Genomic DNA, 20,087 nt, shown 5'->3' on the forward strand with positions numbered 1-20,087 from the left:
TGACCTGTCCTGCGGCCACCCCGTCCGGTCGACGTGACCCGCCCCGCAGTCACCCCCGACCGGTCGACGTGAGCCGTCCCCGCGGCCACCCCCGCCCGGTCGGCACCGGCGGCCCTGCCCTCACTCGCCCTCCCCCGTCACATACCGCTGCGCGAATTCGAGCTCCAGACGGACCTGCTTGATGCGCTCCTCCACCACGAGGGACCCGTGCCCGGCGTCATAGCGATAGACCTCGTGGGGATGTTCGCGCTGTTCCAGTCGCTCGACGTAGTTCTCCACCTGACGGATCGGGCAGCGCGGATCGTTGACGCCCGCGGAGATGTAGACCGGCGCCCGGACCTTGTCCACATACGTCAGCGGTGACGACGCCGCGAAGCGCTCCGGGACCTCCTCGGGCGTACCGCCCAGCAGCGTCCGGTCCATCGCCTTGAGAGCTTCCATTTCGTCGTTGTACGCCGTGACGTAGTCGGCGACCGGGACCGCCGCCAGCCCCACAGCCCACACCTCCGGCTGCGTTCCGAGGCCGAGCAGCGTCAGATAGCCGCCCCACGAGCCGCCGGCCAGTATCAGCCGCTTCGGGTCGGCGAGCCCCGAGGAGACCGCCCACTTGCGTACCGCGTCGATGTCCTCCAGCTCGATCAGCCCGACGCGATGCTTGAGCGCATCCGTCCAAGCGCGGCCGTAGCCGGTCGAACCCCGGTAGTTGACGCGGACGACCGCGAAGCCGTGGTCCACCCAGGCCGCCGGTGACGAGGCGAACGAGTCGCTGTCGTGCCACGTCGGGCCGCCGTGAATGTCGAAGATCGTCGGGAAGGGACCCTCACCGGCGGGCTGCTGCACCAGTGCGTGGATACGGCCGCCGGGGCCCTCCACCCAGGCGTCGGTCACCGGCACGGACCCGGGCGCCTTCAGCCCGGGCGGGTCGAGCACGACCTTCCCGCTCGTCGACCGCACCTCCGACGGCTGGGCCGCAGAGGACCACAGGAACTCCACCGTCCCGTCCGGTCGGGCCGTCGCGCCCGAGACCGAACCCGCCGGGGTCTCCACCCGCGTCAGCACATGCCGGGCGCCGGCTGCGTCACCGTCGGCCGTACCGTCACCGCCGCCCACCGTGCCGAGGTCGTAGCGCCACAGCTCGCTGCGCGCCTGGAACTCGTGCTCCACCAGCAGCGCCGACCCGTCCGGGTACCAGTCCGCACCCACATCGCCGGGCAGGTCTATCTCCAGAGCCGTCTCCACCCCGGTCACCGGATCCCAGATCATCGGCTCCCAACGGCCCCGCCGCTGATGGCCCACCAGCAGTCGGGCGTCACGGTCCACCGGGGCGAAGCCCATCACCGACAGGCCCAGTTCCTCGGTCCCGCGGTTGGTGTCGTCCAGCTCCGCGACCGTCGAGCCGTCCGCCCGTACGACACGGATCGCGGAGTGCATCGCATCGCCGTGTTCGGTGTGCTCGATCGCGATCAGCGAGCCGTCGTGCGAGAGATCGCCGACGCCCGCCGACTCGCGGTGGCGGTAGATCTCCACCGGTGGCTCTCCGGGCCGCACGACGTGGACCGTCGAGCCCTCCTCGTCGGTGGAGCACCCCACGACCGCGGTGCCGTCCCGGCCGATCGACAGCCCCGCGGGATACGAGGCGTCCAGCCCCGGAGTGGCCGGCTCATCCGGGCCCCCCGCGAACGGCTGGCGCATCCAGACGCCGAACTCGTCCCCGTCGGTGTCCGAGAACCACCAGATCCACTCGCCGTCCGGCGACAGCGTCCCGTCCGTCGTGCCGTTCGGCCGGTCCGTCGCCTGCCGCTGGGCGCCCGTCGCCCGGTCCCATGCGTACAACTCGAAGGTGCCGGTGGCGTTCGAGACGAAAAGGGAGCGGTCCGGGGCGTGCTCGGCCCAGTCCGGCAGCCCGACCCGGGGTGCACGGAAGCGCTTCTCCCAGTCGGGGAGGTCTGTGGAGAGGGGCGAGCCCGTGGCACCCGCAGCGCCCGTGGAGCCGGCCGAGGCGGTGGAGCTGCCGGCGCTGGTCGAAGGGGTCCCAGGGGCGGGATGGGGCGGACGGTTCGGGTCGGGGGCCTGGGCGGAGCCGGTGGTCTCGTTCGTCATGGGCCCATTCTGCGCCCGGCGCCGGAAATGCGTTGGCGAGGCCGTCAGCCTGTGGATAACTTCGCCGCATGCACACCCATACCGGCCCCGATGACTGGCGCGAGGCCAACCGCGCGAAGTGGGACGAACGCGTGGCCATCCACACCGCGAGCGATTATTACGACCAGGACCGGTTCCGCAGGGTCCGGGACGTGATCCGCGACTTCGAGATCGCGGAGGTGGGCGATGTCACCGGCCGTACTCTGCTCCATCTCCAGTGCCATTTCGGTCAGGACACCCTGTCCTGGGCCCATCGCGGCGCGGCCCACGTCGTCGGCCTGGACTTCTCCGAACCCGCCATCGAGACCGCCCGCGAGATGGCCGGCGAACTCGGCTACGGCCCCGAGCGTGCGTCCTTCGTCGCCGCCGACGTCTACGACGCCGCCGAAGCCGTCCCCGACTCGTCGTACGACATCGTCTACACCGGCATCGGCGCCCTGAACTGGCTCCCGGACCTGACCCGCTGGGCCGACACCGCCGCCTCCCTCGTCGCCCCCGGCGGCTTCCTCTACCTCGCCGAATTCCACCCGCTGTGCGACTCCCTGGACGAGGAAACGGGATCGCGGATCACCTACGACTACTTCAGCCGCGACGCGTGGGTGGAGGAAAGCTCAGGGACGTATACGGACTTCAGCGCGCCGACGGTCAACAATCGCAGCGTCGAGTGGCAGCACCCGATCGGCGAGGTGATCACCGCGCTGGCCGGTGCCGGCCTGCGGATCGACTTCCTGCACGAACACGACATGACCATGTTCGAGCGGTTCAGGGCACTGCGCCGTACCGACGACGGCTACTACCGGTTTCCTGACGACCGCCCTCGCATTCCCCTCATGTATTCGCTGAAGGCGACCCGCCCGCGGTAGGTCCCTGCGAAAGTCCTCCGCGGTAAGCCCCAGGAGAGTCCCTTGCGGGGAGCAATCTCCGGGCTCCCGGTGCCCCGTACGGAGAGGCGCGTGCTCCGTTCGATTCGGGTCCGGTCCGATTCAGGTCCGATCCGATTCAGGGTCCGGTCCGATTCAGGTTCCGATTCAGGCTCAGGTTCGGGCCTGCCGCAATCCGTCGACACGCCGACGGATAACCTGTCGGCCGCCACTGCTGTCGTGCGGCCGGACGGCCGGATCATGGGCAGCGTCACAGAACAACGGGGGAATGTCGTGCGGGTACGCAGAGGTATGGCCGGCGCCGCGGGTGTCGGTGTGTTCATGCTGCTGGCCGTGGGATGCGGCGGCGCGTCGATGTCGGGCAAGGCGACGCCGAAGGCGCCCGACGCTGTCCACCCGGCCAAGCCGCTGCCGATGCAGACCACGCCACAGAAAGCCACCTGGACCGACTCCGAGGACACGTCGTACCCGCTGCGGATCGCGCCCACGCGGCTGGCCCGCGGCTCGGACTCCGACCTCAAGGGCGTTCGGCTGGACGACGACCTCAAGGGGAAGGTGCCGTACTACTTCACCTTCTCCTACACCAACACCGGCAAGGGCACGGTGAACCGCCCGAGCCCGGCACGGAACATCTCCGTCAACGGGGCGGACGGCCAGGCGGCCCAGCAGGTCTCGCTGTTCTCGGGCAACCCCCTGGCCACCAGCTCCGGAATGCCACGCGAGTGCCGCGAGCCCGGCAAGACCACTCTCGCCCCCGGCGACAGCGCGACGGAGTGCGAGATCTTCATGATGCCGAAGGGCGCGCAGCCGGCGACGGTCTCGTACAAGGACGACGGGAGCGACACGCTCCTGTGGAAGGTCGACGGCCCCAAGGGCGGAGCTTCCGGCGGTGTGCTGCCCGAGGGCAAGCCCGCCGATGGCGGGACGGGGGACAGCAGCAGCCGTCCGGTCACGCTGCGCATCACGCCGAAGAGCGTGCGCACCGGGTCCAGCGCCGACCTGAGCCGGTTCGACCTGAACGCGGACCAGAAGAAGCTGGTCCCGTACTACGTGACGATGCAGTACCGGAACACCGGCAAGTACGACCTGCTGCCGAGCCTGAATGACAAGGTGCTGCTGCGGAGCGCCGGCGGGCAGGAGGCCAAGAAGCTGCTCCTGATCGACATCGGCGGCCCCGGTGTCCCCCAGTGCCCCGATGCCGTCCCCGACAAGATGGTCAAGCCGGGCGCCACGGTGACGGTGTGCTCCATCCACATGATGGCGAAGGGGGATCCGCCGGTCGCCCTTGTCTTCCAGGGGGAAGGCCACCCGTCGGTCACCTGGCGCGCGGCCCCGGGCGGCGGCAAGTAGGGGAGCAGCAAGTAGGGGAGCGGCGAGCAGGCCGACCCCTCTCACCCTTGATGCCTGCGGTCCCCCCGCGCCTCCTGGCCCCTGGTCCCCGCTCCTCCTGTTCCTCTCATCCACCCAGCCCCGGTACCCCCGAGATCAGCAGATCGATGATCTTGATGCCGGCGAACGGTGCGACCAGTCCTCCGAGTCCGTAAAGGGCGAGGTTGCGCCGCAGCAGATCGTCCGCCGAGGACGGGGTGTAGCGCACGCCGCGCAGTGCGAGGGGGATCAGGGCGACGATGACCAGCGCGTTGAAGATGATCGCGGAGGCGATCGCCGAGGTCGGGCTGTGCAGGCCCATGACGTTCAACGCCGCCAGGCCGGGATATGCGCCGGTGAACATGGCGGGGATGATCGCGAAGTACTTCGCGACGTCGTTGGTGATGGAGAAGGTCGTCAGCGCACCACGGGTGATCAGCAGTTGCTTGCCGATCTCGACGATCTCGATGAGCTTGGTCGGGTTGGAGTCCAGGTCCACCATGTTCCCGGCCTCCTTGGCGGCCGAGGTACCGGTGTTCATGGCCACGCCGACATCCGCCTGGGCCAGCGCCGGAGCGTCGTTCGTACCGTCGCCGGTCATCGCCACCAGCTTGCCGCCGGCCTGCTCCCGCTTGATGAGCGCCATCTTGTCCTCGGGCGTGGCCTCCGCGAGGAAGTCGTCCACCCCCGCCTCCTCGGCGATGGCCTTGGCCGTCAGCGGGTTGTCACCCGTGATCATGACGGTCTTGATGCCCATCCGGCGCAGCTCGGCGAAGCGTTGGCGGATGCCTTCCTTCATGACGTCCTTGAGGTGGATGACGCCAAGGACGCGCCGCCCGTGGGCATCATGCACCGCCACCAGGAGCGGGGTGCCGCCGGAGGCCGCGATCGCATCGCTGAACCAGCGTGCCTCGGGCGGCACTTGGCCCCCGTAGCGCTCCACCCACTCGATCACCTGGGCGGCCGCGCCCTTGCGGATCGCGCCGTCGCTGCCGTCGGCCCAGCGCAGATCGACGCCGCTCATCCGGCTCTGTGCGCTGAACTCGACGTATACGGCGCGCCCCGTTCCGTTGTCGCCCCCCTCGCTCTCCTTGCCTTCCTCGTCATTCCCTTCCTCCCTTTCCTGCTCTTCCCTCCCTTCCTGCTCGTGCTTGTCGGGGGCAGGGAGGGCGTAGCGGCGCTCGGCGAGTGCGACGACGGACCGGCCCTCCGGGGTCTCGTCCGCCAGGGAGGACAGCTGGGCGATTTCCGCGAGCTGGAATTCGTCGACGCCGGGCAGGGGAACAAAAGCGGTCGCCTCTCGGTTACCGAGAGTGATGGTGCCGGTCTTGTCCAGCAGCAGGGTGTTGACGTCGCCGGCCGCCTCGACGGCGCGCCCCGACATCGCCACCACATTGCGCTGGACGAGCCGGTCCATCCCGGCGATGCCGATCGCCGAGAGCAGTGCGCCGATGGTGGTCGGGATCAAGGTGACGAGGAGGGCGACGAGGACGGTGGTGGACGGTGTGGCGCCCGCGTATCCGGCCATGGGCTGGAGGGTGACGACGATCAGGATGAAGGCGATGGTGAGCGCGGCGAGGAGGATGTTGAGGGCGATCTCGTTCGGGGTCTTCTGCCTGCTGGCGCCCTCGACCAGGGTGATCATGCGGTCGAGGAAGGAGTGCCCGGGGCGCGCGGTGACCCGTACGACGAGGCGGTCGGACAGCACGGTCGTGCCGCCGGTGACGCCGCTGCGGTCGCCGCCGGCCTCGCGGATAACGGGTGCGGACTCGCCGGTGACGGCGGATTCGTCGACCGCGGCGATACCGTCGACCGCCTCGCCATCGGCCGGAATGAGTTCGCCCGCTTCGATGAGCAGGAAGTCGAACTGCCGCACGTCGCTCGCCGCGATGACCTCGGTGTCCGCGTGCTGGAGATGCATACCGACCCGCCAGTTGCGCAGACGGCGCGCGACGGTGTCGGTGCGGGCCTTGCGCAGGGAGGCGGCCTGGGCCTTGCCGCGGCCTTCGGCGACCGCCTCCGCAAGGTTGGCGAAGATCACCGTCAGCCAGAGCCAGAGACTGATCATCCAGGTGAAGACGGAAGGGTGGAATGCCGCGGAGAGCGTGGTGAGCAGGGATCCGGACGCGACGACGAAGAGCACGGGGTTCTTGGCCAGCGCCCGGGGGTGAAGCTTGCGCAGCGCGTCGGGGAGGGATTTGAGCAGCTGTTTGGGGTCGAAGAAACCCGCGCTCTCGCGTCGCCGTCGCCGTGAGCGGTCTCTCGGCGCGCTCGCTGTGCTTGCGGCGCCGGGCACCGAAACATTCTGAGGAGCCGGCGGAGTCTGCGGCGGGGCGGCGGGAAGCATGCGCGGAGACCTTCTGCGCGTCCGGCCACGCGCACGTACGCAGGCAGCATGCGCGCACGGGCGGCCGGACGGCCGATAGGGGACGGGGGCCGGTGGCCGCCGACTCCTGCCGGTGCCGGCCCGGGCGGGTGCTCCAGGGGGTGCGGTACGGAATGGCGCGTGCTGGTGCGCCGACGTCCGCGGATATCGGGCGGCCGTAAGGAAATCTAGGCCGCGGATGATGCCCGAATGCCTTGCGCCGTAAGGATTTTGCGGCTCTCTTACGGGCGGGCCGCCGCAGTGCCGAAGGAAATCTGAGGTGACGTCAACTATCCGTCAAGAGAACCTGAATCCGCGTCAGAAAGGCGTCAAGGGAAGAATTCATGGGATTCATGCCGGTGGGTAAACCCGTGGGCCGCCCGGTGGGCCGGGCCGGGGCAGACGACTGACGGCTTTCCGATGAGAGCGCCGGCTCCCGGCCGCGGCCGTGCGGAGGCGCAGACCTCCGTGACGCGACGGCTAGCCCGCGCCCGCGTAGACCCGGCTGGCGAATTCGGCGATCTGTTCGTCGCTGAGATTCTTTGCGAGATTGGCCTCCGTGATCATTCCGATCAGCTGGTGGCCGCCCTTGACGTCGATCACCGGAAGGCGCTTGATCTGATGCGTCTCCATGGTCTCCAGGACCTCGTTGGCGCCCGCGTCGGCGTCGATCCAGTGCAGCGCCCCGTCCAGGGAACCGGCCTGCACCGTCGCCGGATCTATGCCTTCGGCGCAGCACTGAATGACGATGTCACGGTCGGTGATCAAGCCCATGAGCCTGTTGTTGTCACCGCATATGGGCAGGCAGCCGACATTCATGTCGCGCATCATTTTCGCCGCGTCGAGCAGCGACTGGTGCGCGCCTACACACTGCACACCGGCGGACATGATGTCTCGGGCTCGTAGCGTCATAGCCATGATTTCTCCCGCCTTCGGAGCGTTGATTTCCCCCGCTTTCGATGACACCACGATTGGCTCTGCGTCGCTTCCTGAGGTATGGCCGCTACGGCCGGGGGCCCTCGCTCGGCCCGTGCCGTGCCCCGCCCGGGTAGGAGCCGATCCGTCCCCGATTCCAGACTCTTTCGCGACCCGACGGCGGGCTTCCCGCCCCCGTCCGCCTAGCCCTTCTGGCGGTCACGCCAAAGCCCCGCTCCGCGCTGACGTGCCCGTACGCTCGCCCGCGTGGCGAAAATCGTGGACGCAGTCAAGCGATTGCTGATCGGCCGGGCGCTGCCCAGCGAAGGCCTGCGGGAGACGCTGCTGCCCAAACGCCTGGCATTGCCGATCTTCGCCTCCGACCCGCTGTCATCGGTCGCCTACGCCACCCAGGAAATCCTGCTGGTCCTCACCCTGGGCGGACTGGCCTATCTGCACTTCGCCACCTGGGCCGCGGTCGCCGTGGTCTGCCTGCTCGCGGTGGTGGTGCTGTCCTACCGTCAGGTCGTCTACGCATATCCGTCGGGCGGCGGCTCCTACGAGGTGGTCTCCACCAACCTGGGGCCGTCCGCGGGCCTGGTGGTGGCCGCGTCCCTCCTGGTCGACTACGTGATGACGGTCGCCGTGTCGGTCGCCTCCGGGGTGGACAACATCATCTCCGCCGTCCCCTCCCTCAACGAGTACCGGACGGTGATGGCGGTCGTCTTCGTCGCCCTGCTCGCGACCGTGAACCTGCGCGGCGTGCGCGAATCGGGCCGCGCATTCGCCGCCCCCACCTACCTCTTCATCGCCGGGGTGCTCATCATGTGCGCCACCGGCCTGTTCCGCTGGCTCGTCGGCGACGCCCCGGTCGCCGAATCCGCCGCGTACGGCATCGAGCCCGCTCCCGGCGACGCCCACCTGGCCGGTCTCGCGCTGGTCATGCTCGGCCTGCGGGCGTTCTCCAGCGGCTGTACGGCGCTGACCGGTGTGGAGGCGATCTCCAACGGCGTCCCGGCGTTCCGCAAGCCCAAGTCGAAGAACGCGGCGACCACGATGGGAGCCATGGGCCTGATCGCGATCGTGATGTTCTCCGGCATCACCGCCCTCGCCCTGATCGCCAACGTCCACATCGCCGACGACACCTGCCGGCTCACCGGCTTCGGCGGCGACTGCCGGACCACCCCGCAGCGCACCGTCATCGCCCAGCTCGCCGCGTCGATCTTTGGCGGCACCCACAGCGTCGGCTTCTTCTACATCCAGGCCGCCACCGCCCTGGTCCTGGTGCTGGCCGCCAACACCGCCTTCAACGGCTTTCCGCTGCTGGCCTCGATCCTGGCCCAGCACCGCTATCTGCCGCGCCAACTGCACACCCGCGGGGACCGGCTGGCCTTCTCCAACGGCATCGTCGCGCTGGCCGTGGTGGCCGGAGCCCTCCTGTGGGCCTTCCACGCCTCCGTCACCAACCTCATCCACCTCTACATCCTGGGTGTCTTCACCTCCTTCACGCTCTCCCAGACCGGCATGGTCCGGCACTGGAACCGCGCCCTGCGCACCGAGCCGGTCGCGGCCCGGCGACGCCACCACCACACCGTCCGCGCCATCAACGCCGTGGGTGCCGTGGTGACCGGCCTGGTCCTGGTCGTCGTGCTGCTCACGAAGTTCACCCAGGGCGCCTATCTGGCGGTGATGGCGGCCGTCGTGCTGTGGGTGATGATGCGCGGCATCCGGCGCCACTACGACCACACCGCGGCCGAACTCGCCGTCGTGGACCCGCGGGCCGAGATCGTCATGCCCTCCCGCGTCCACGCCGTCGTCCTGGTCTCCACGCTCCACAAACCGACGCTACGGGCCCTTGCCTACGCCCGCGCCACCCGGCCCGACTTCCTGGAAGCGCTGACCGTCGCCGTCGACCGCGACGAGCTCGAGAGCCTCACCGCGCAATGGGATGCAACGGGTTTCGACACCCCGCTGAAAACTCTTGCCTCCCCTTACCGCGAGATCACCCGCCCCGTCGTGGAGTACGTGCGCTCCATCGGCCGCACCAGTCCCCGCGATGTGATCAGCGTCTTCATCCCCGAATACGTCGTCGGCCACTGGTGGGAGAACCTCCTCCACAACCAGTCCGCCCTCTGGCTCAAAAGCCGGCTCCTCTTCGCCCCCGGCGTCATGGTCACCAGCGTCCCCTGGCACCTCAGCAGCTCCGAACGCCGTCCCCCACGCCCCAGCGTCCGCGCCCCGGGCTCCGTCCGACGCGGCGAGCCGGCCCTGCCGCCCTGGTCCAGGAAGCGCGGCCGCCCGGGGCCGGCCCCGGGGAGCGGAGGCGCGGCCGGGGACTGACCGGGCGCGCCCCGCTGTCCCACGTGACCGCAGACCGCAGACCGCACCGCCAAGCCCGACCGCAGGGGCCGCTACGGCTCCAGCCAGCCCGCTGCCGTGGCGGCGGCGCATGCGGCTGCCTCGGCGTTGCTCGCCTCGGCGTTCAGGTGCGCGTCCCTGCCCAAGGCCTTTGCGCTCGCGGCCTCCAGGGCCGCGACCGACGCCGCGAGAGCGGCCTGGTGGGCGGCGTCGGCGAGCTCGGTGGCATCGTGGGCCTGCGCCACCTGGGCTGCGATGGTCGCGGCGGCGGCAGCGTTTCTTGCGCAGCGGGCGTCCGCCGCGGGATCGGGAGCACTCTCGTCGAGGGAGGCGAGCGTCCGCTCCGACAGCCGTATGGCGTTGGCGGCCTTTCCCGCAGGGCTTTTGGGAACGAGCGTGGCCTCGTGCCGTTCGATGCCGAGGTGGCGGCAGGTGGCCTCGGCACGGGCGAGAGCGCTCCGGGCGCGTGCCGCGTGCGTCTTTCTGAATTCCGCTTCCGGGCCGGCCGCTGGGGTGCCTTGGACCGTCGAAGTGCCCTGTTGCTCCCTGGTGCTGGACTCGCTCATCACCATCTCCTCGTCGGCGGACGACAGTGCTCTGGGGAATGCGTGCCCCTGTCGATCCCCGGCGGCCGAGCGGGACCGGGGGCGGAGGGGCGTGGCGTACCTGGGGCGTGCGCAGAGTGACATGGCGAGCGCCAACAGGCCAGTGCGGTGCGGGAAGTCATGGATGCCGCTGATCGATGTCTCTAGAGGAAGAGCCCGATCGATGCGTCCAGTGACCACACCTGCCAGCACATGCCGAACAGCCCGGTGGCGGAGATCAGGGCCATCATGAGGTTCTGCCCCTGTTCGCCCCAGTCGTGAATCATCAGCACGAGGTAGATCAGGTTGAGTACGAGGCCGCATGCGAGGGCGATCGGTGTCAGGAAGCCGACGACCAGTCCGAGGCCGAGTGCGAGTTCCGCGTAGGCGACGAGGTACGCCATCATGCGGGGCCGGGGCTTGACCACGGTGTCGAAGCCCGAGCGTACGAAGGTCCAGCGGTGCTTCTCGGCTATGCCCGCTGCCCAGCGGATGCCCCCGCCGGTGAACCAGGTCTTCTTGTCCTTGTGGCGCCAGCTCTCCAGCCACCACAGGCCGAGGCCGATGCGGAGTACGGCGAGCCACTCGGCCCCACTGAGCCAGATCGTTTGCATGGTGCCCCTTTCGACCTCCATCTACCTGACGGTCTGTCAGTTCAGCGGACGTCATCCGATACCGCAAGGGGTGCCGTACCCGGCATCGCCTTGTGGTCGCAGGGGTTGCGCCATAGTCTGAAACTGATGGACCGTCAGAAATGGATGGGTCGAAGCGGCAGGCAGTTGGGGGTACGGCATGGTCAGCAGCGAAAGCGTTACGGGCGAACTTCCCAGGATCATCAGCGTGGACGATCATGTGATCGAGCCCGCGCACCTCTTCGAGACCTGGCTTCCCAGGAAGTACCGGGACCGCGGGCCGAAGCCCTTGACGGCCGGCATCGGGGAGCTGCAGTACATCGGCGGGAAGTACCGGTTCACCACGGATCCCGCCGGCCAGGCCACCGACTGGTGGGAGTACGAGGGCCTGCTCTTCCCGTACAAGCGCATCATCGCGGCCGTCGGCTTCTCCCGTGACGAGATGACGCTGGACGGCATCACGCGGGAGCAGATGCGGCGCGGGTGCTGGGATCCCAAGGCCCGCCTGGAGGACATGGACGTCAATCACGTGGAGGCGTCGCTCTGCTTCCCGACCTTCCCCCGTTTCTGCGGGCAGACGTTCGCGGAGGCCAAGGACCGGGAGGTCGGGCTGGCGTGCGTCCGGGCCTACAACGACTGGATGGTCGAGGAGTGGTGCGGGGACAGCGGCGGCCGGCTGATCCCGCTGTGCCTCATCCCGTTGTGGGACATCGATCTCGCGGTCGCCGAGATCAGGCGCAACGCCGCGCGGGGCGTTCGGGCCGTCACCTTCAGCGAGATCCCTACGTACCTGGGGCTGCCGTCGATCCACTCCGGCTACTGGGATCCGTTCTTCGCGGCGTGCGAGGAGACCGGCACCGTCGTGAACATGCACATCGGCTCTTCGTCCCAGATGCCGGCGGCGTCGCCGGACGCCCCGCCGGCCGTACAGGCGTCGCTGAGCTTCAACAACGCGATGGCCTCGATGATGGATTTCCTGTTCAGCGGCGTCCTCGTGAAGTTCCCCCGGCTGAAACTGGCTTATAGCGAGGGCCAAATGGGCTGGATCCCGTACGCGCTGGAGCGTGCGGACGACGTATGGGAGGAGCACAGGGCCTGGGGCGGGGTGAAGGACCTGATCCCGGAGCCCCCGTCGACGTACTACTACCGGCAGATCTTCTGCTGCTTCTTCCGCGACAAGCACGGCGTCGATTCGATCGAGACGGTCGGGGTCGACAACGCCACGTTCGAGACCGACTACCCCCACGTCGATTCGACCTGGCCGCACACGAAGCAGGTGGCGGCCGACCATGTCGGCGGACTGCCCGCAGAGGTGACGTACAAGCTGCTGCGCGGCAACGCCATCCGGATGTTGGACCTGCCGTTCGACCGGGACCGGGCGGCCACGGCCCTCGCCTGAGCCGGCGGTGGGGCGCTGGGGATGCCCGCTCGCACGCAAGCGCCCGATCGCTGGCGACGGGGGATGCACCAGCGATCGGGCTTGTAGCCAAGACTAACAAGGCTGCCCGCGTGGTGGGAGTCGACTTCCCGACTGGCATGAGGAGTTGTGCTCGGGATCACGCGGTCGCACCTCGGCTCCGTCACGCGCCGCACGGCGGCTCGTACGAGAGGCGGGGCAGATACTCGTGCCACTTCTCCTGCGTCAGAACGCCCCGGGTGGTCGCACAGATGTGACGGATCGCCTCGTCGGCGTCCAGGTTCCACAGCCGGACGGTACCCGCGCCGCTCGACACCCCGATCAGGCGGCTCCTGGGACTGAACGACAGGAAATTTCCCGTCTTGGCGTTGGGGCTGGTCGACTGGCCGATGGCCGCGGCCCTGGAGGGGTGCGCGACGTTCCAGAAACGGACGGTGTTGTCGCTGCCGCCGCTGGCCAGGGTGCCGCCTTCCTTGCTGAACGTCAGCGACACGACCGCTTCGGTGTGGCCCGTGAGAGGGGGGCCCAGCCGGGTGGCCTTGCGGGGGTCGGCCGTGTTCCAGAGCCGGACGGTGTCGTCGTCGCTGCCGCTGGCCAAGGTGTCGCCGTCCGGGCTGAAGGCGAGTGCGTTGACGGGCCCCCGGTGCCCCGTGAGCGGCGCGCGGAGCTGGACGGTGCGGCGGGGGTCGGTGATGTCCCAGAGCCGGATGGTGCCGTCCGCGCTGCCACTGGCGAGCGTGTGCCCGTCCGGGCTGAAGGCGAGGGAGTTGATGTAGCCCCTGTGACCGGTGAGGGGCGGGCCGTACGGAACGACGTGGGACCGGTCGGCGACGTTCCACAGCTGAAGCGCGCGGTCGGTGTACGCGGTCGCGAGCGTGCGCCCGTCCTGGCTGAACGCCAGCGCGTCCGGCCCCATGAACCGGGTCTGCAGGGTGATGGGTGGGCCGTAGGAGACCGGCTCGGCAGGGTCGGCGACGTTCCACAGATACACCTTGCGACCGGCCGTCAGCACCGCGAGGGTGTGGCCGTCCGGGGAGAACACCAGCGCGCCGTCGCCCCCGCTCCCGGGCTTGAACGGTTTGTTCAGCACTCTGGGCCGACCGGGATCCTGTACGTTCCACAGCCGGATCCGACCGTCGGCCGCCGCCGTGGCGAGCACCCGCCCGTCCGGGCGGAACGCTCCGCTCCGGCCGACCATGTCCGACGTCGGGATCGACCACAGCCGGACCGTGCTGTCGCCGCTCCCCGTGGCCAGGGTCCGCCCGTCGGGGCTGAAGCCCACGGCGTACATCTCGCCGCTGCTGCCCGCGAGCGGCTCGCCGACCTGCGCCGGGTATGCCGGATCGCTGACGTCCCACAGGCTCGCCGTGCTGTCCGCGCTGCCGGCGGCGAGCATGTTGCCGTCGGGGCTGAAGGCCACGGACCACAGGGGGCCGGTGTGGCCGGTGAGCGGCGCGCCGACCGGTGCCGCGTGCCGCGGGTCGGCCGTGTTCCACAGCCGGATGGTGTTGTCCGCGCTGCCGCTGGCGAGGGTGCGGCCGTCGGGGCTGAAGGCCACGGAGTGGACCGTGCTCTTGTGGCCGGTCAGCACCGTGTCGATCGGCGCGGGACGGCGTCGGTGCGTCAGGTCCCACAGCCGGATCGTGGTGTCGTCGCCACCGGCCGCCAGCGTCCGCCCGTCGGGGCTGAACGCCACGGAGCGCACGGCGGCGGTGGGGCCGGTCAAGGTGCCCAGCCCCTTCGGCCGGTCCGGCGCGGCCACGTCCCACAGGCGAACGGTGTGATCCTCGTCGGCGGCGGCCAGCGTGCGTCCGTCCGGGCTGAAGGCGAGCAGGTAGATCGTGCCGTCATGGCCGGTCAGGGGCGCCCCGAGCGGGTGCGGGTGGCGGGGATCCCGTACGTCCCACAGCCGGACCGTGCCGTCGTCCGAAGCGCTGGCGAGGGTGCGTCCGTCCGGGCTGAAGACGGCGGTGCTCACCCAGCTCGTGTGGCCGGTGAGGGGCTTGCCCAGGGGTTTGGGACGCGTCGGATCCGCCACGTCCCACAGCCGGACGGTCCGGTCGTAGCTGGCCGTGGCCAGGAGCCGCCCGTTGGGGCTGAACGAGGTGAGGTAGACGGCGCCGGTGTGTCCCAGAAGCGGCGTGGCCAGCGGCGCGTTCACGATCGAGATCAACCGGTTGTTCGTGCCCTGGTCGTCGGGCCGCAGGCCGTGGGCCACCAGATCGAGTTGGGCCGACAGCGAGGGATCCGTGTACTGGGCGCGGTCGGCCTCGGCGAGCACCTGCTCGAACACCGAGTCGTCCCGCTGCTGCCAGGCGACCACCGCCGAACCGACGGCCAGCATCGCCAGGACGACCAGGGCCGATACCGCGCCACGGCTCATCCAGAGCGTGCGCTTGCGCAGCCTGACCGAAGCGGCCAGGAATTCCACCGCACTTCGGGTCAGAAAGGTGTCACCGGCAGATTTCGCCCAGTCCCGGGCCTGTTCCAGACGGGAACCCCGGTAGAGCAGGGACGTGTCGCGGTGCGAGCCCTCCCAGGCCCTGCCGTCCTCCTCCAGCCGCTGGCGCAGCAGGTTGCCGTTCCGGTCCTCGTCGATCCAGTCGCGCAGGCGTGGCCAGGCGTGGAGCAGCGCTTCATGGGTGATCTCCACGGCCTCCGCGTCGAGCGTCACCAACCGGGCGTGCACCAGCGCTTCGAGCGACTCCTCCGTCTTGTGGGGGTCCGTCGACTCCTCCGCCAGCTGGCGCCGCGTGCCCCGCCTACGGGTGGCCTGGGTGTCCTCGCTCAGCCGGACGAGCCTGAGGAGGAGCAGCCGCGCGGCCGTGCGTGCCGTCGGATCGAGGCCGGACCAGGCCCGCTCGGCGGTCGCCGCCACCGCCCCCTGGATTCCGCCCGCCGCGCGGTAGCCGGCCAGCGTCAGCCGTCCCGCCTTCCGCCGCTGCCAGGTGGCGAGCAGGGCGTGGGAGAGCAGCGGCAGCACCCCCGCGTCGTGCGTCCCGCTGGGACCGTCGGCGCTCACTTCCCGGACGATCAGTTCCGCCAGCCCCGGTTCGAGCTCCAGCCCCACGGCCTTGGCGGGGCCGGTCACCGCGTCGCGCAGCTCCGCGGTGGTCAGCGGGCCGAGCACCATGTGCCGGTACTGCAGCGCGTCGGCCAGTACGGGGTACTGGAGGCATCGGTCGTAGAAGTCGGCGCGTATGCCGATGATGACGAGTACGGGGGCCGCGTCGCCCGGGGACGGGAATTCCCCCTGTGCCTGGCGGTCCTCCCTGTCCGAGCGGAGTCGGGAACTCGGGAGAGAGGCCGAGAGCTTGGGGGAGGGCGTGCACACGGCGTGGAGGAGCTCGATGAAAGTGCGCCGGTCCGCCTCGTCGGAGCAGAGGGTGAACGCCTCCTCGAACTGGTCCACGATGAGGACCGGACGGGCGCCACCGGACGTCTCGCGTCGCGCCCAGGCCGCGACGGCCTCCCTCACCGCGTGCGCGAACTGCGGAGTGCCGGGTTCCGTCGCGGCAGCGAGGACGTGGGCGAGTTCCGGGATCCGGCGGGTCAGCTCCGCGAGAGGATCGCCTCCCGGTACGAGCTGCAGTACCACCCTCTCCCGGCCGTTCTCGTCGCCCGGCGGGCCGTTCTGCAACACGGGCACCAGGCCGGCGTTGAGCAGGGAGGACTTTCCCGCCCCCGAGGCGCCCACGAGCATGACCAGACCGCCCGTCTTCTCCGCCGCGCGGAGCTGGGCGACGAGGGCATCGGTGCTCCGCTCCCGTCCGAAGAACCACCGGGCGTCCTGCTGACGGTACGAAGCCAGCCCCCGGTACGGGCACACGCCGGCGACGGCCGGGCCCTCGTCCGGGGACCGTTCCTCCTCTTCCGCGGATGTCGCGGCGTGGTCGCCGACCGGGCCGGCGGCCGCGCTCTCCCACAGGCGCTGCCACTGGCCCAGGTCGTACAGGCCCGTCGACACCGGTACGGGCCGCAGGCGACGGGCTTGGGGGATCAGGATGTGCAGCACCGCTGCGAGGGCGGCGAACTGGGCCGGCACGTTCTTGGCCCGTCGCCAGTCGCTGATCCGCTGCACGGACACCCGCACGGGCCGGCCTCGTTCGTCGACCCGCTGAAGCCGGACGACCGCCTCGGCCACCTTCTTGAGGGGAGGGTTGCCGGCTTCCTTGTACAGCAGCGCGAGACGCTCGGCGAAGGCCGTGCGTGCCCCTGAGTCGGAACTCAAGGTCTCCACTCCTTACTTCCCCCGCGCCTGGACATCCGGACCGGAAAACCCACCTTATCTGGCTGACCTGCGAGGAAGCCCTGGGCCGGACGCCGGAACCTCCTCGGCACGAGCCGCAGCTGGCAGGATCCCGAAGCAGCAGCCCGGCAACCGGGCGCCGCCCGGACAGACCACCAGCTCAGCGCTCGGAGCGACAGCTTTTGATGCATGTTCTCGGCCATCTTCCACCGGCGCAACGAGTCGGCGGTGACGGTCTCGGCGCATGAGCTCGAAAGACATATGACCTCGAGAGACGCATGAGCTCGACAGACGCATGACTGCGAAAGACCCGTGGAGCCGGACCCGGCCGACTGCTGTCGCGTCGACCAAGGGTCCGGCCATTCCTCGATCCGCGCAAGTACGGCACGGATCGACGCAGCCCGCGCCGTTCGGTACCGGTCCCCACGAGGGGAGGGACCGGTGCTGAATGGCGCGGCGTGTGCAGGGCGCGGCAGGCGCGCGGGGCGCGCAGGCCGGAACGTGACGGTCCGTTTTGCGTTCCCACCAGTCGGCGGTCAGGCGCGCAGCGAGGCAAGGACGGCGAGGACGTGCCGGAGCCCGTGCGTCACGACTCCGCGACGGCTTCCAGCGGGCCGAGGGCGGCTGCCCGGCGGGCCGGGACGGCTGCCGCGACCGCGCCGATCGTGAGGGACACCAGGCAGGCGAGGAGCAGCGTCCCCCAGGGCGGCGCCAGGGAGTACTGCGGCATTGCGCCGGCTGCCAGCGCGCCGACCGTCCAGGCTCCGAACAGTCCGCCCGCCAGGCCCAGGAGGGTGCCGAAGGCGGCGACGGTCACCGACTCCAGGCGGATCATTCGCCGGATGCCGGCGCGGCCCATGCCGACGGCGCGCAGTACGCCGATCTCGCGGGTGCGTTCCGACACCGACATGGCCAGGGTGTTGACGATGCCGAGCACGGAGATCACGACGCCGATGGCGAGCAGCCCGTACATCAGGGTCAGCAGGTTGCCCAGGGAGCCGGCTGCCTCGTGGACGAGGGCCTGCCGGTCCTTCACCTGCACCAGCGGGCTGTTGCCCACGGCGGTGCGCAGCCGGTCCTCGGTAATCCTCGCGTCCGCGCCGCTGTCGGTGCGGACGAGGATCCGCTGGACGGAGCCGGGCAGGAAGCTGTTCCGCCGCACCTCGCCGCGGTCACCCAGCACGTCCCCGGCGGTGGGGTTGTCCTGGTAGACGCCGACGACGGTGAACCGCGTGAACTCCTGGTTGCGGCCCATGCGGGCGTTGAGCTTGTCGCCGGCGCGCACGCCCTGTTGCCGGGCGACGGTGGCGGAGACGGCGAGCCGGCCCGGACCGAGGTCTTCGAGGGAGCCGCTGGTGAAGTCGAGCCGCATGACGTCGCGCACGGCGCCGGGGCCGACGCCGGCGATCTGCCGGACACCGCCGCCGGTGAACAGGGTGGAGTCCGTGACGGCGGCCGCCGTCCGCACCCCGGGGGCGTCGGCCACCCGCTGTTCGGCGGCCGGGTCGATGGAGGTCATGGAGGTGCGGCTACTGATCACGTAGTCGGCGTCGAGGCCGGCCGCGGCCTGACGGTCGAGGGCCTGCCCGGTGGAGTTTCCGATGACGGCGAGCCCGGCGACCAGCGCCGTGCTGACCATCAGGGCGGAGGCGGTGGCCGCGGTGCGCCGCGGGTCACGCAGCGCGTTCTCGCGGGCGAGCCGGCCGGTGATCCCGAAGCGGCCGGTCAGCCGTCCGCTCAGCCGGATCACGGGGGAGGCGAGCGACGGCGCCAGCACGATCATGGCGACGACGAGGAGGGCGCAGCCGAGCATCGCGTTCTGCAGGTTCTCCACCGAGGCCGAGGCGTCCTTCTCTCCCATGAGCGACACCAGCAGCCCGGCGCCGAGGACGAGCAGGACCAGCCCCGCCAGGCCGCGGATCCGGGACCGGGCGGCGGTGGGCGGCTGTTCGGCCGAGCGCAGCGCCTCGATGGGCGCGACCTTCGCCGCCCGGCGGGACGGCAGCCACGCGGCGAGCACCGTGACGCCCACGCCCACGCCGAGCGCCGCCACGACCGGGAGCGGGCCGATCACCAGGGGGCCGCGGGGCAGTGTGTCCTGCGAGGTGCTCAGGACGTCGGGCAGCACGGAGGCGATGCCGAGGCCGCACAGGAAACCGGCCGCCGACGCGGCGAGGCCGACCAGGACCGCCTCCCAGAGGACGGAGCGGACGACCTGGCGGCGGGAGGCGCCGATCGCCCGCAGCAGCGCGATCTCGCGGGTGCGCCGGGAGACGAGCATGGTGAAGGTGTTGACGATGAGGAACGAGCCGATGAACAGCGCGACCCCGGCGAAGATCATCGGCATCTTCTGGTAGCCGCGGGTCAGCGTGTCGAGGTAGGTGGCCTGCTGGGCAGCCTGGGCGGCGCCGCTGGTCGCCTCGGCCCGGTCGGCCGGGAGCATCGCGGTGACCCGCTGGGAGAGCGCGACCTGGTCGGTGCCGGGCTCGGCGGCCAGATCGATCGCGGAGTAGTGGCCCGGCGCCGCGAACAGCTTCTGGGCGGTCGCCTTGTCGAACAGGGCGAGGGTGCCGCCGGCGGTCACCCGGCTGTCCTGGGTGGTGACGATGCCCACGAGCCGCTTCTTCATGACCGGGCCGTCGGTGGCCAGCGTGATCATGTCGCCGATGCCGAACCTGCCGGCGGCGGCGGTGCCGCTGTCCACGGCGAGTTCCCCGCTGTCGCGCGGGGCGTGGCCCTTGACCAGCGGATAGCGGCCGTCCTTGGCGTTCTTGCCCTCCTTGCCCGGTACGTAGGCGGCGGCCAGGTTCGCCCACGCCTTGCCGGCCCGCAGCGGAGTGCCGTCCGCGGCGTTCAGCGTTGCCGAGCCGTCGGCCGTCGGCCGTACGGCGGCGACTCCGGGCACCTCGGCCAGTTTCCGCGCGAGCGCGTCGTCGAGCACGGTGGGGTGCCGGTTCGCGGCGGCCCCGGACGGCGAGGCCTTCGCGGTCACGGTCACCGCGATGTCCGCGAAGTTCTTCGCCGCGGCGGCGCGGTAGGCCGCGGCGGAGGAGTCCGCGAAGACAAGGGTGCCGCAGACGAACGCGACACCCAGGCAGACCGCGAGGACGGTCATGACCAGACGGGCCTTGTGCGCCAGGACGTTGCGCAGGGCTGTTCTCAGCATGGGGAGCTTTCGG

At 70.4% G+C, this 20,087-nt stretch carries 11 protein-coding genes; 4 read left to right on the forward strand and 7 right to left on the reverse strand.

Annotated features, from left to right (window positions below):
• Positions 1 to 120: 120 nt before the first annotated feature.
• Complete coding sequence (locus tag ACIGWZ_RS32995; RefSeq protein ID WP_400070532.1) at positions 121 to 2,100, reverse strand: S9 family peptidase; 1,980 nt, start codon at positions 2,098 to 2,100, stop codon at positions 121 to 123.
• A 68-nt stretch (positions 2,101 to 2,168) separates the two neighbouring features.
• On the opposite strand from ACIGWZ_RS32995, the gene ACIGWZ_RS33000 reads away from it, so the two are divergent.
• Both ACIGWZ_RS33000 and ACIGWZ_RS33005 read left to right on the forward strand, forming a co-directional pair.
• Positions 2,169 to 3,002, forward strand: a complete 834-nt coding sequence (locus ACIGWZ_RS33000; protein ID WP_400070534.1) for a class I SAM-dependent methyltransferase — start codon at positions 2,169 to 2,171, stop codon at positions 3,000 to 3,002.
• Between the two features lie 291 nt (positions 3,003 to 3,293).
• On the forward strand, positions 3,294 to 4,370 hold the full coding sequence (locus ACIGWZ_RS33005) for a hypothetical protein (RefSeq protein WP_400070536.1): 1,077 nt from the start codon (positions 3,294 to 3,296) through the stop codon (positions 4,368 to 4,370).
• Positions 4,371 to 4,476: 106 nt separating this feature from the next.
• On the opposite strand, the gene kdpB is transcribed toward ACIGWZ_RS33005, so the two are convergent.
• Positions 4,477 to 6,735: a potassium-transporting ATPase subunit KdpB gene (gene kdpB / locus ACIGWZ_RS33010; protein WP_400070538.1), complete on the reverse strand. Its 2,259-nt coding sequence runs from the start codon at positions 6,733 to 6,735 to the stop codon at positions 4,477 to 4,479.
• Between the two features lie 498 nt (positions 6,736 to 7,233).
• The gene (locus ACIGWZ_RS33015; RefSeq protein WP_400070901.1) at positions 7,234 to 7,671 is read right to left on the reverse strand and encodes a CBS domain-containing protein; all 438 of its coding nucleotides are present in this window, start codon (positions 7,669 to 7,671) and stop codon (positions 7,234 to 7,236) included.
• 264 nt (positions 7,672 to 7,935) lie between these two features.
• Between ACIGWZ_RS33015 and ACIGWZ_RS33020 the strand changes: the two genes are divergently transcribed.
• Positions 7,936 to 10,008, forward strand: a complete 2,073-nt coding sequence (locus tag ACIGWZ_RS33020) for an APC family permease (RefSeq protein WP_400070540.1) — start codon at positions 7,936 to 7,938, stop codon at positions 10,006 to 10,008.
• A gap of 71 nt (positions 10,009 to 10,079) precedes the next feature.
• Here the strand turns inward: ACIGWZ_RS33020 and ACIGWZ_RS33025 are convergent, their stop codons facing one another.
• Positions 10,080 to 10,592: a hypothetical protein gene (locus tag ACIGWZ_RS33025; RefSeq protein WP_400070542.1), complete on the reverse strand. Its 513-nt coding sequence runs from the start codon at positions 10,590 to 10,592 to the stop codon at positions 10,080 to 10,082.
• 182 nt (positions 10,593 to 10,774) lie between these two features.
• On the reverse strand, positions 10,775 to 11,224 hold the full coding sequence (locus tag ACIGWZ_RS33030) for a DoxX family membrane protein (protein ID WP_400070544.1): 450 nt from the start codon (positions 11,222 to 11,224) through the stop codon (positions 10,775 to 10,777).
• Positions 11,225 to 11,402: 178 nt separating this feature from the next.
• On the opposite strand from ACIGWZ_RS33030, the gene ACIGWZ_RS33035 reads away from it, so the two are divergent.
• A complete protein-coding gene (locus ACIGWZ_RS33035) occupies positions 11,403 to 12,641 on the forward strand; it encodes an amidohydrolase family protein (RefSeq protein ID WP_400070546.1) in 1,239 nt (412 codons plus the stop codon).
• Between the two features lie 181 nt (positions 12,642 to 12,822).
• On the opposite strand, the gene ACIGWZ_RS33040 is transcribed toward ACIGWZ_RS33035, so the two are convergent.
• Together ACIGWZ_RS33040 and ACIGWZ_RS33045 are read right to left on the reverse strand one after the other, a co-directional pair.
• Entirely contained in the window at positions 12,823 to 16,899 is a 4,077-nt protein-coding gene (locus ACIGWZ_RS33040; RefSeq protein WP_400070548.1) for a hypothetical protein, read from the reverse strand.
• Positions 16,900 to 17,494: 595 nt separating this feature from the next.
• Positions 17,495 to 20,074 (reverse strand): ABC transporter permease, encoded by a 2,580-nt coding sequence (locus ACIGWZ_RS33045; protein WP_400070550.1) that lies wholly within the window; start codon positions 20,072 to 20,074, stop codon positions 17,495 to 17,497.
• Positions 20,075 to 20,087: the final 13 nt, after the last annotated feature.

It is taken from the genome of Streptomyces sp. NPDC053427, assembly GCF_044544985.1.
Lineage (GTDB): Bacteria > Actinomycetota > Actinomycetes > Streptomycetales > Streptomycetaceae > Streptomyces.

Coding starts and splice junctions, on each gene's coding strand:
- ACIGWZ_RS32995 (WP_400070532.1), bottom strand. CDS start 2,100: ATGACGAACGAGACCACCGGCTCCGCCCAGGCCCCCGACCCGAACCGT.
- ACIGWZ_RS33000 (WP_400070534.1), top strand. CDS start 2,169: ATGCACACCCATACCGGCCCCGATGACTGGCGCGAGGCCAACCGCGCG.
- kdpB (WP_400070538.1), bottom strand. CDS start 6,735: ATGCTTCCCGCCGCCCCGCCGCAGACTCCGCCGGCTCCTCAGAATGTT.
- ACIGWZ_RS33015 (WP_400070901.1), bottom strand. CDS start 7,671: ATGGCTATGACGCTACGAGCCCGAGACATCATGTCCGCCGGTGTGCAG.
- ACIGWZ_RS33025 (WP_400070542.1), bottom strand. CDS start 10,592: ATGAGCGAGTCCAGCACCAGGGAGCAACAGGGCACTTCGACGGTCCAA.
- ACIGWZ_RS33030 (WP_400070544.1), bottom strand. CDS start 11,224: ATGCAAACGATCTGGCTCAGTGGGGCCGAGTGGCTCGCCGTACTCCGC.
- ACIGWZ_RS33035 (WP_400070546.1), top strand. CDS start 11,403: ATGGTCAGCAGCGAAAGCGTTACGGGCGAACTTCCCAGGATCATCAGC.
- ACIGWZ_RS33045 (WP_400070550.1), bottom strand. CDS start 20,074: ATGCTGAGAACAGCCCTGCGCAACGTCCTGGCGCACAAGGCCCGTCTG.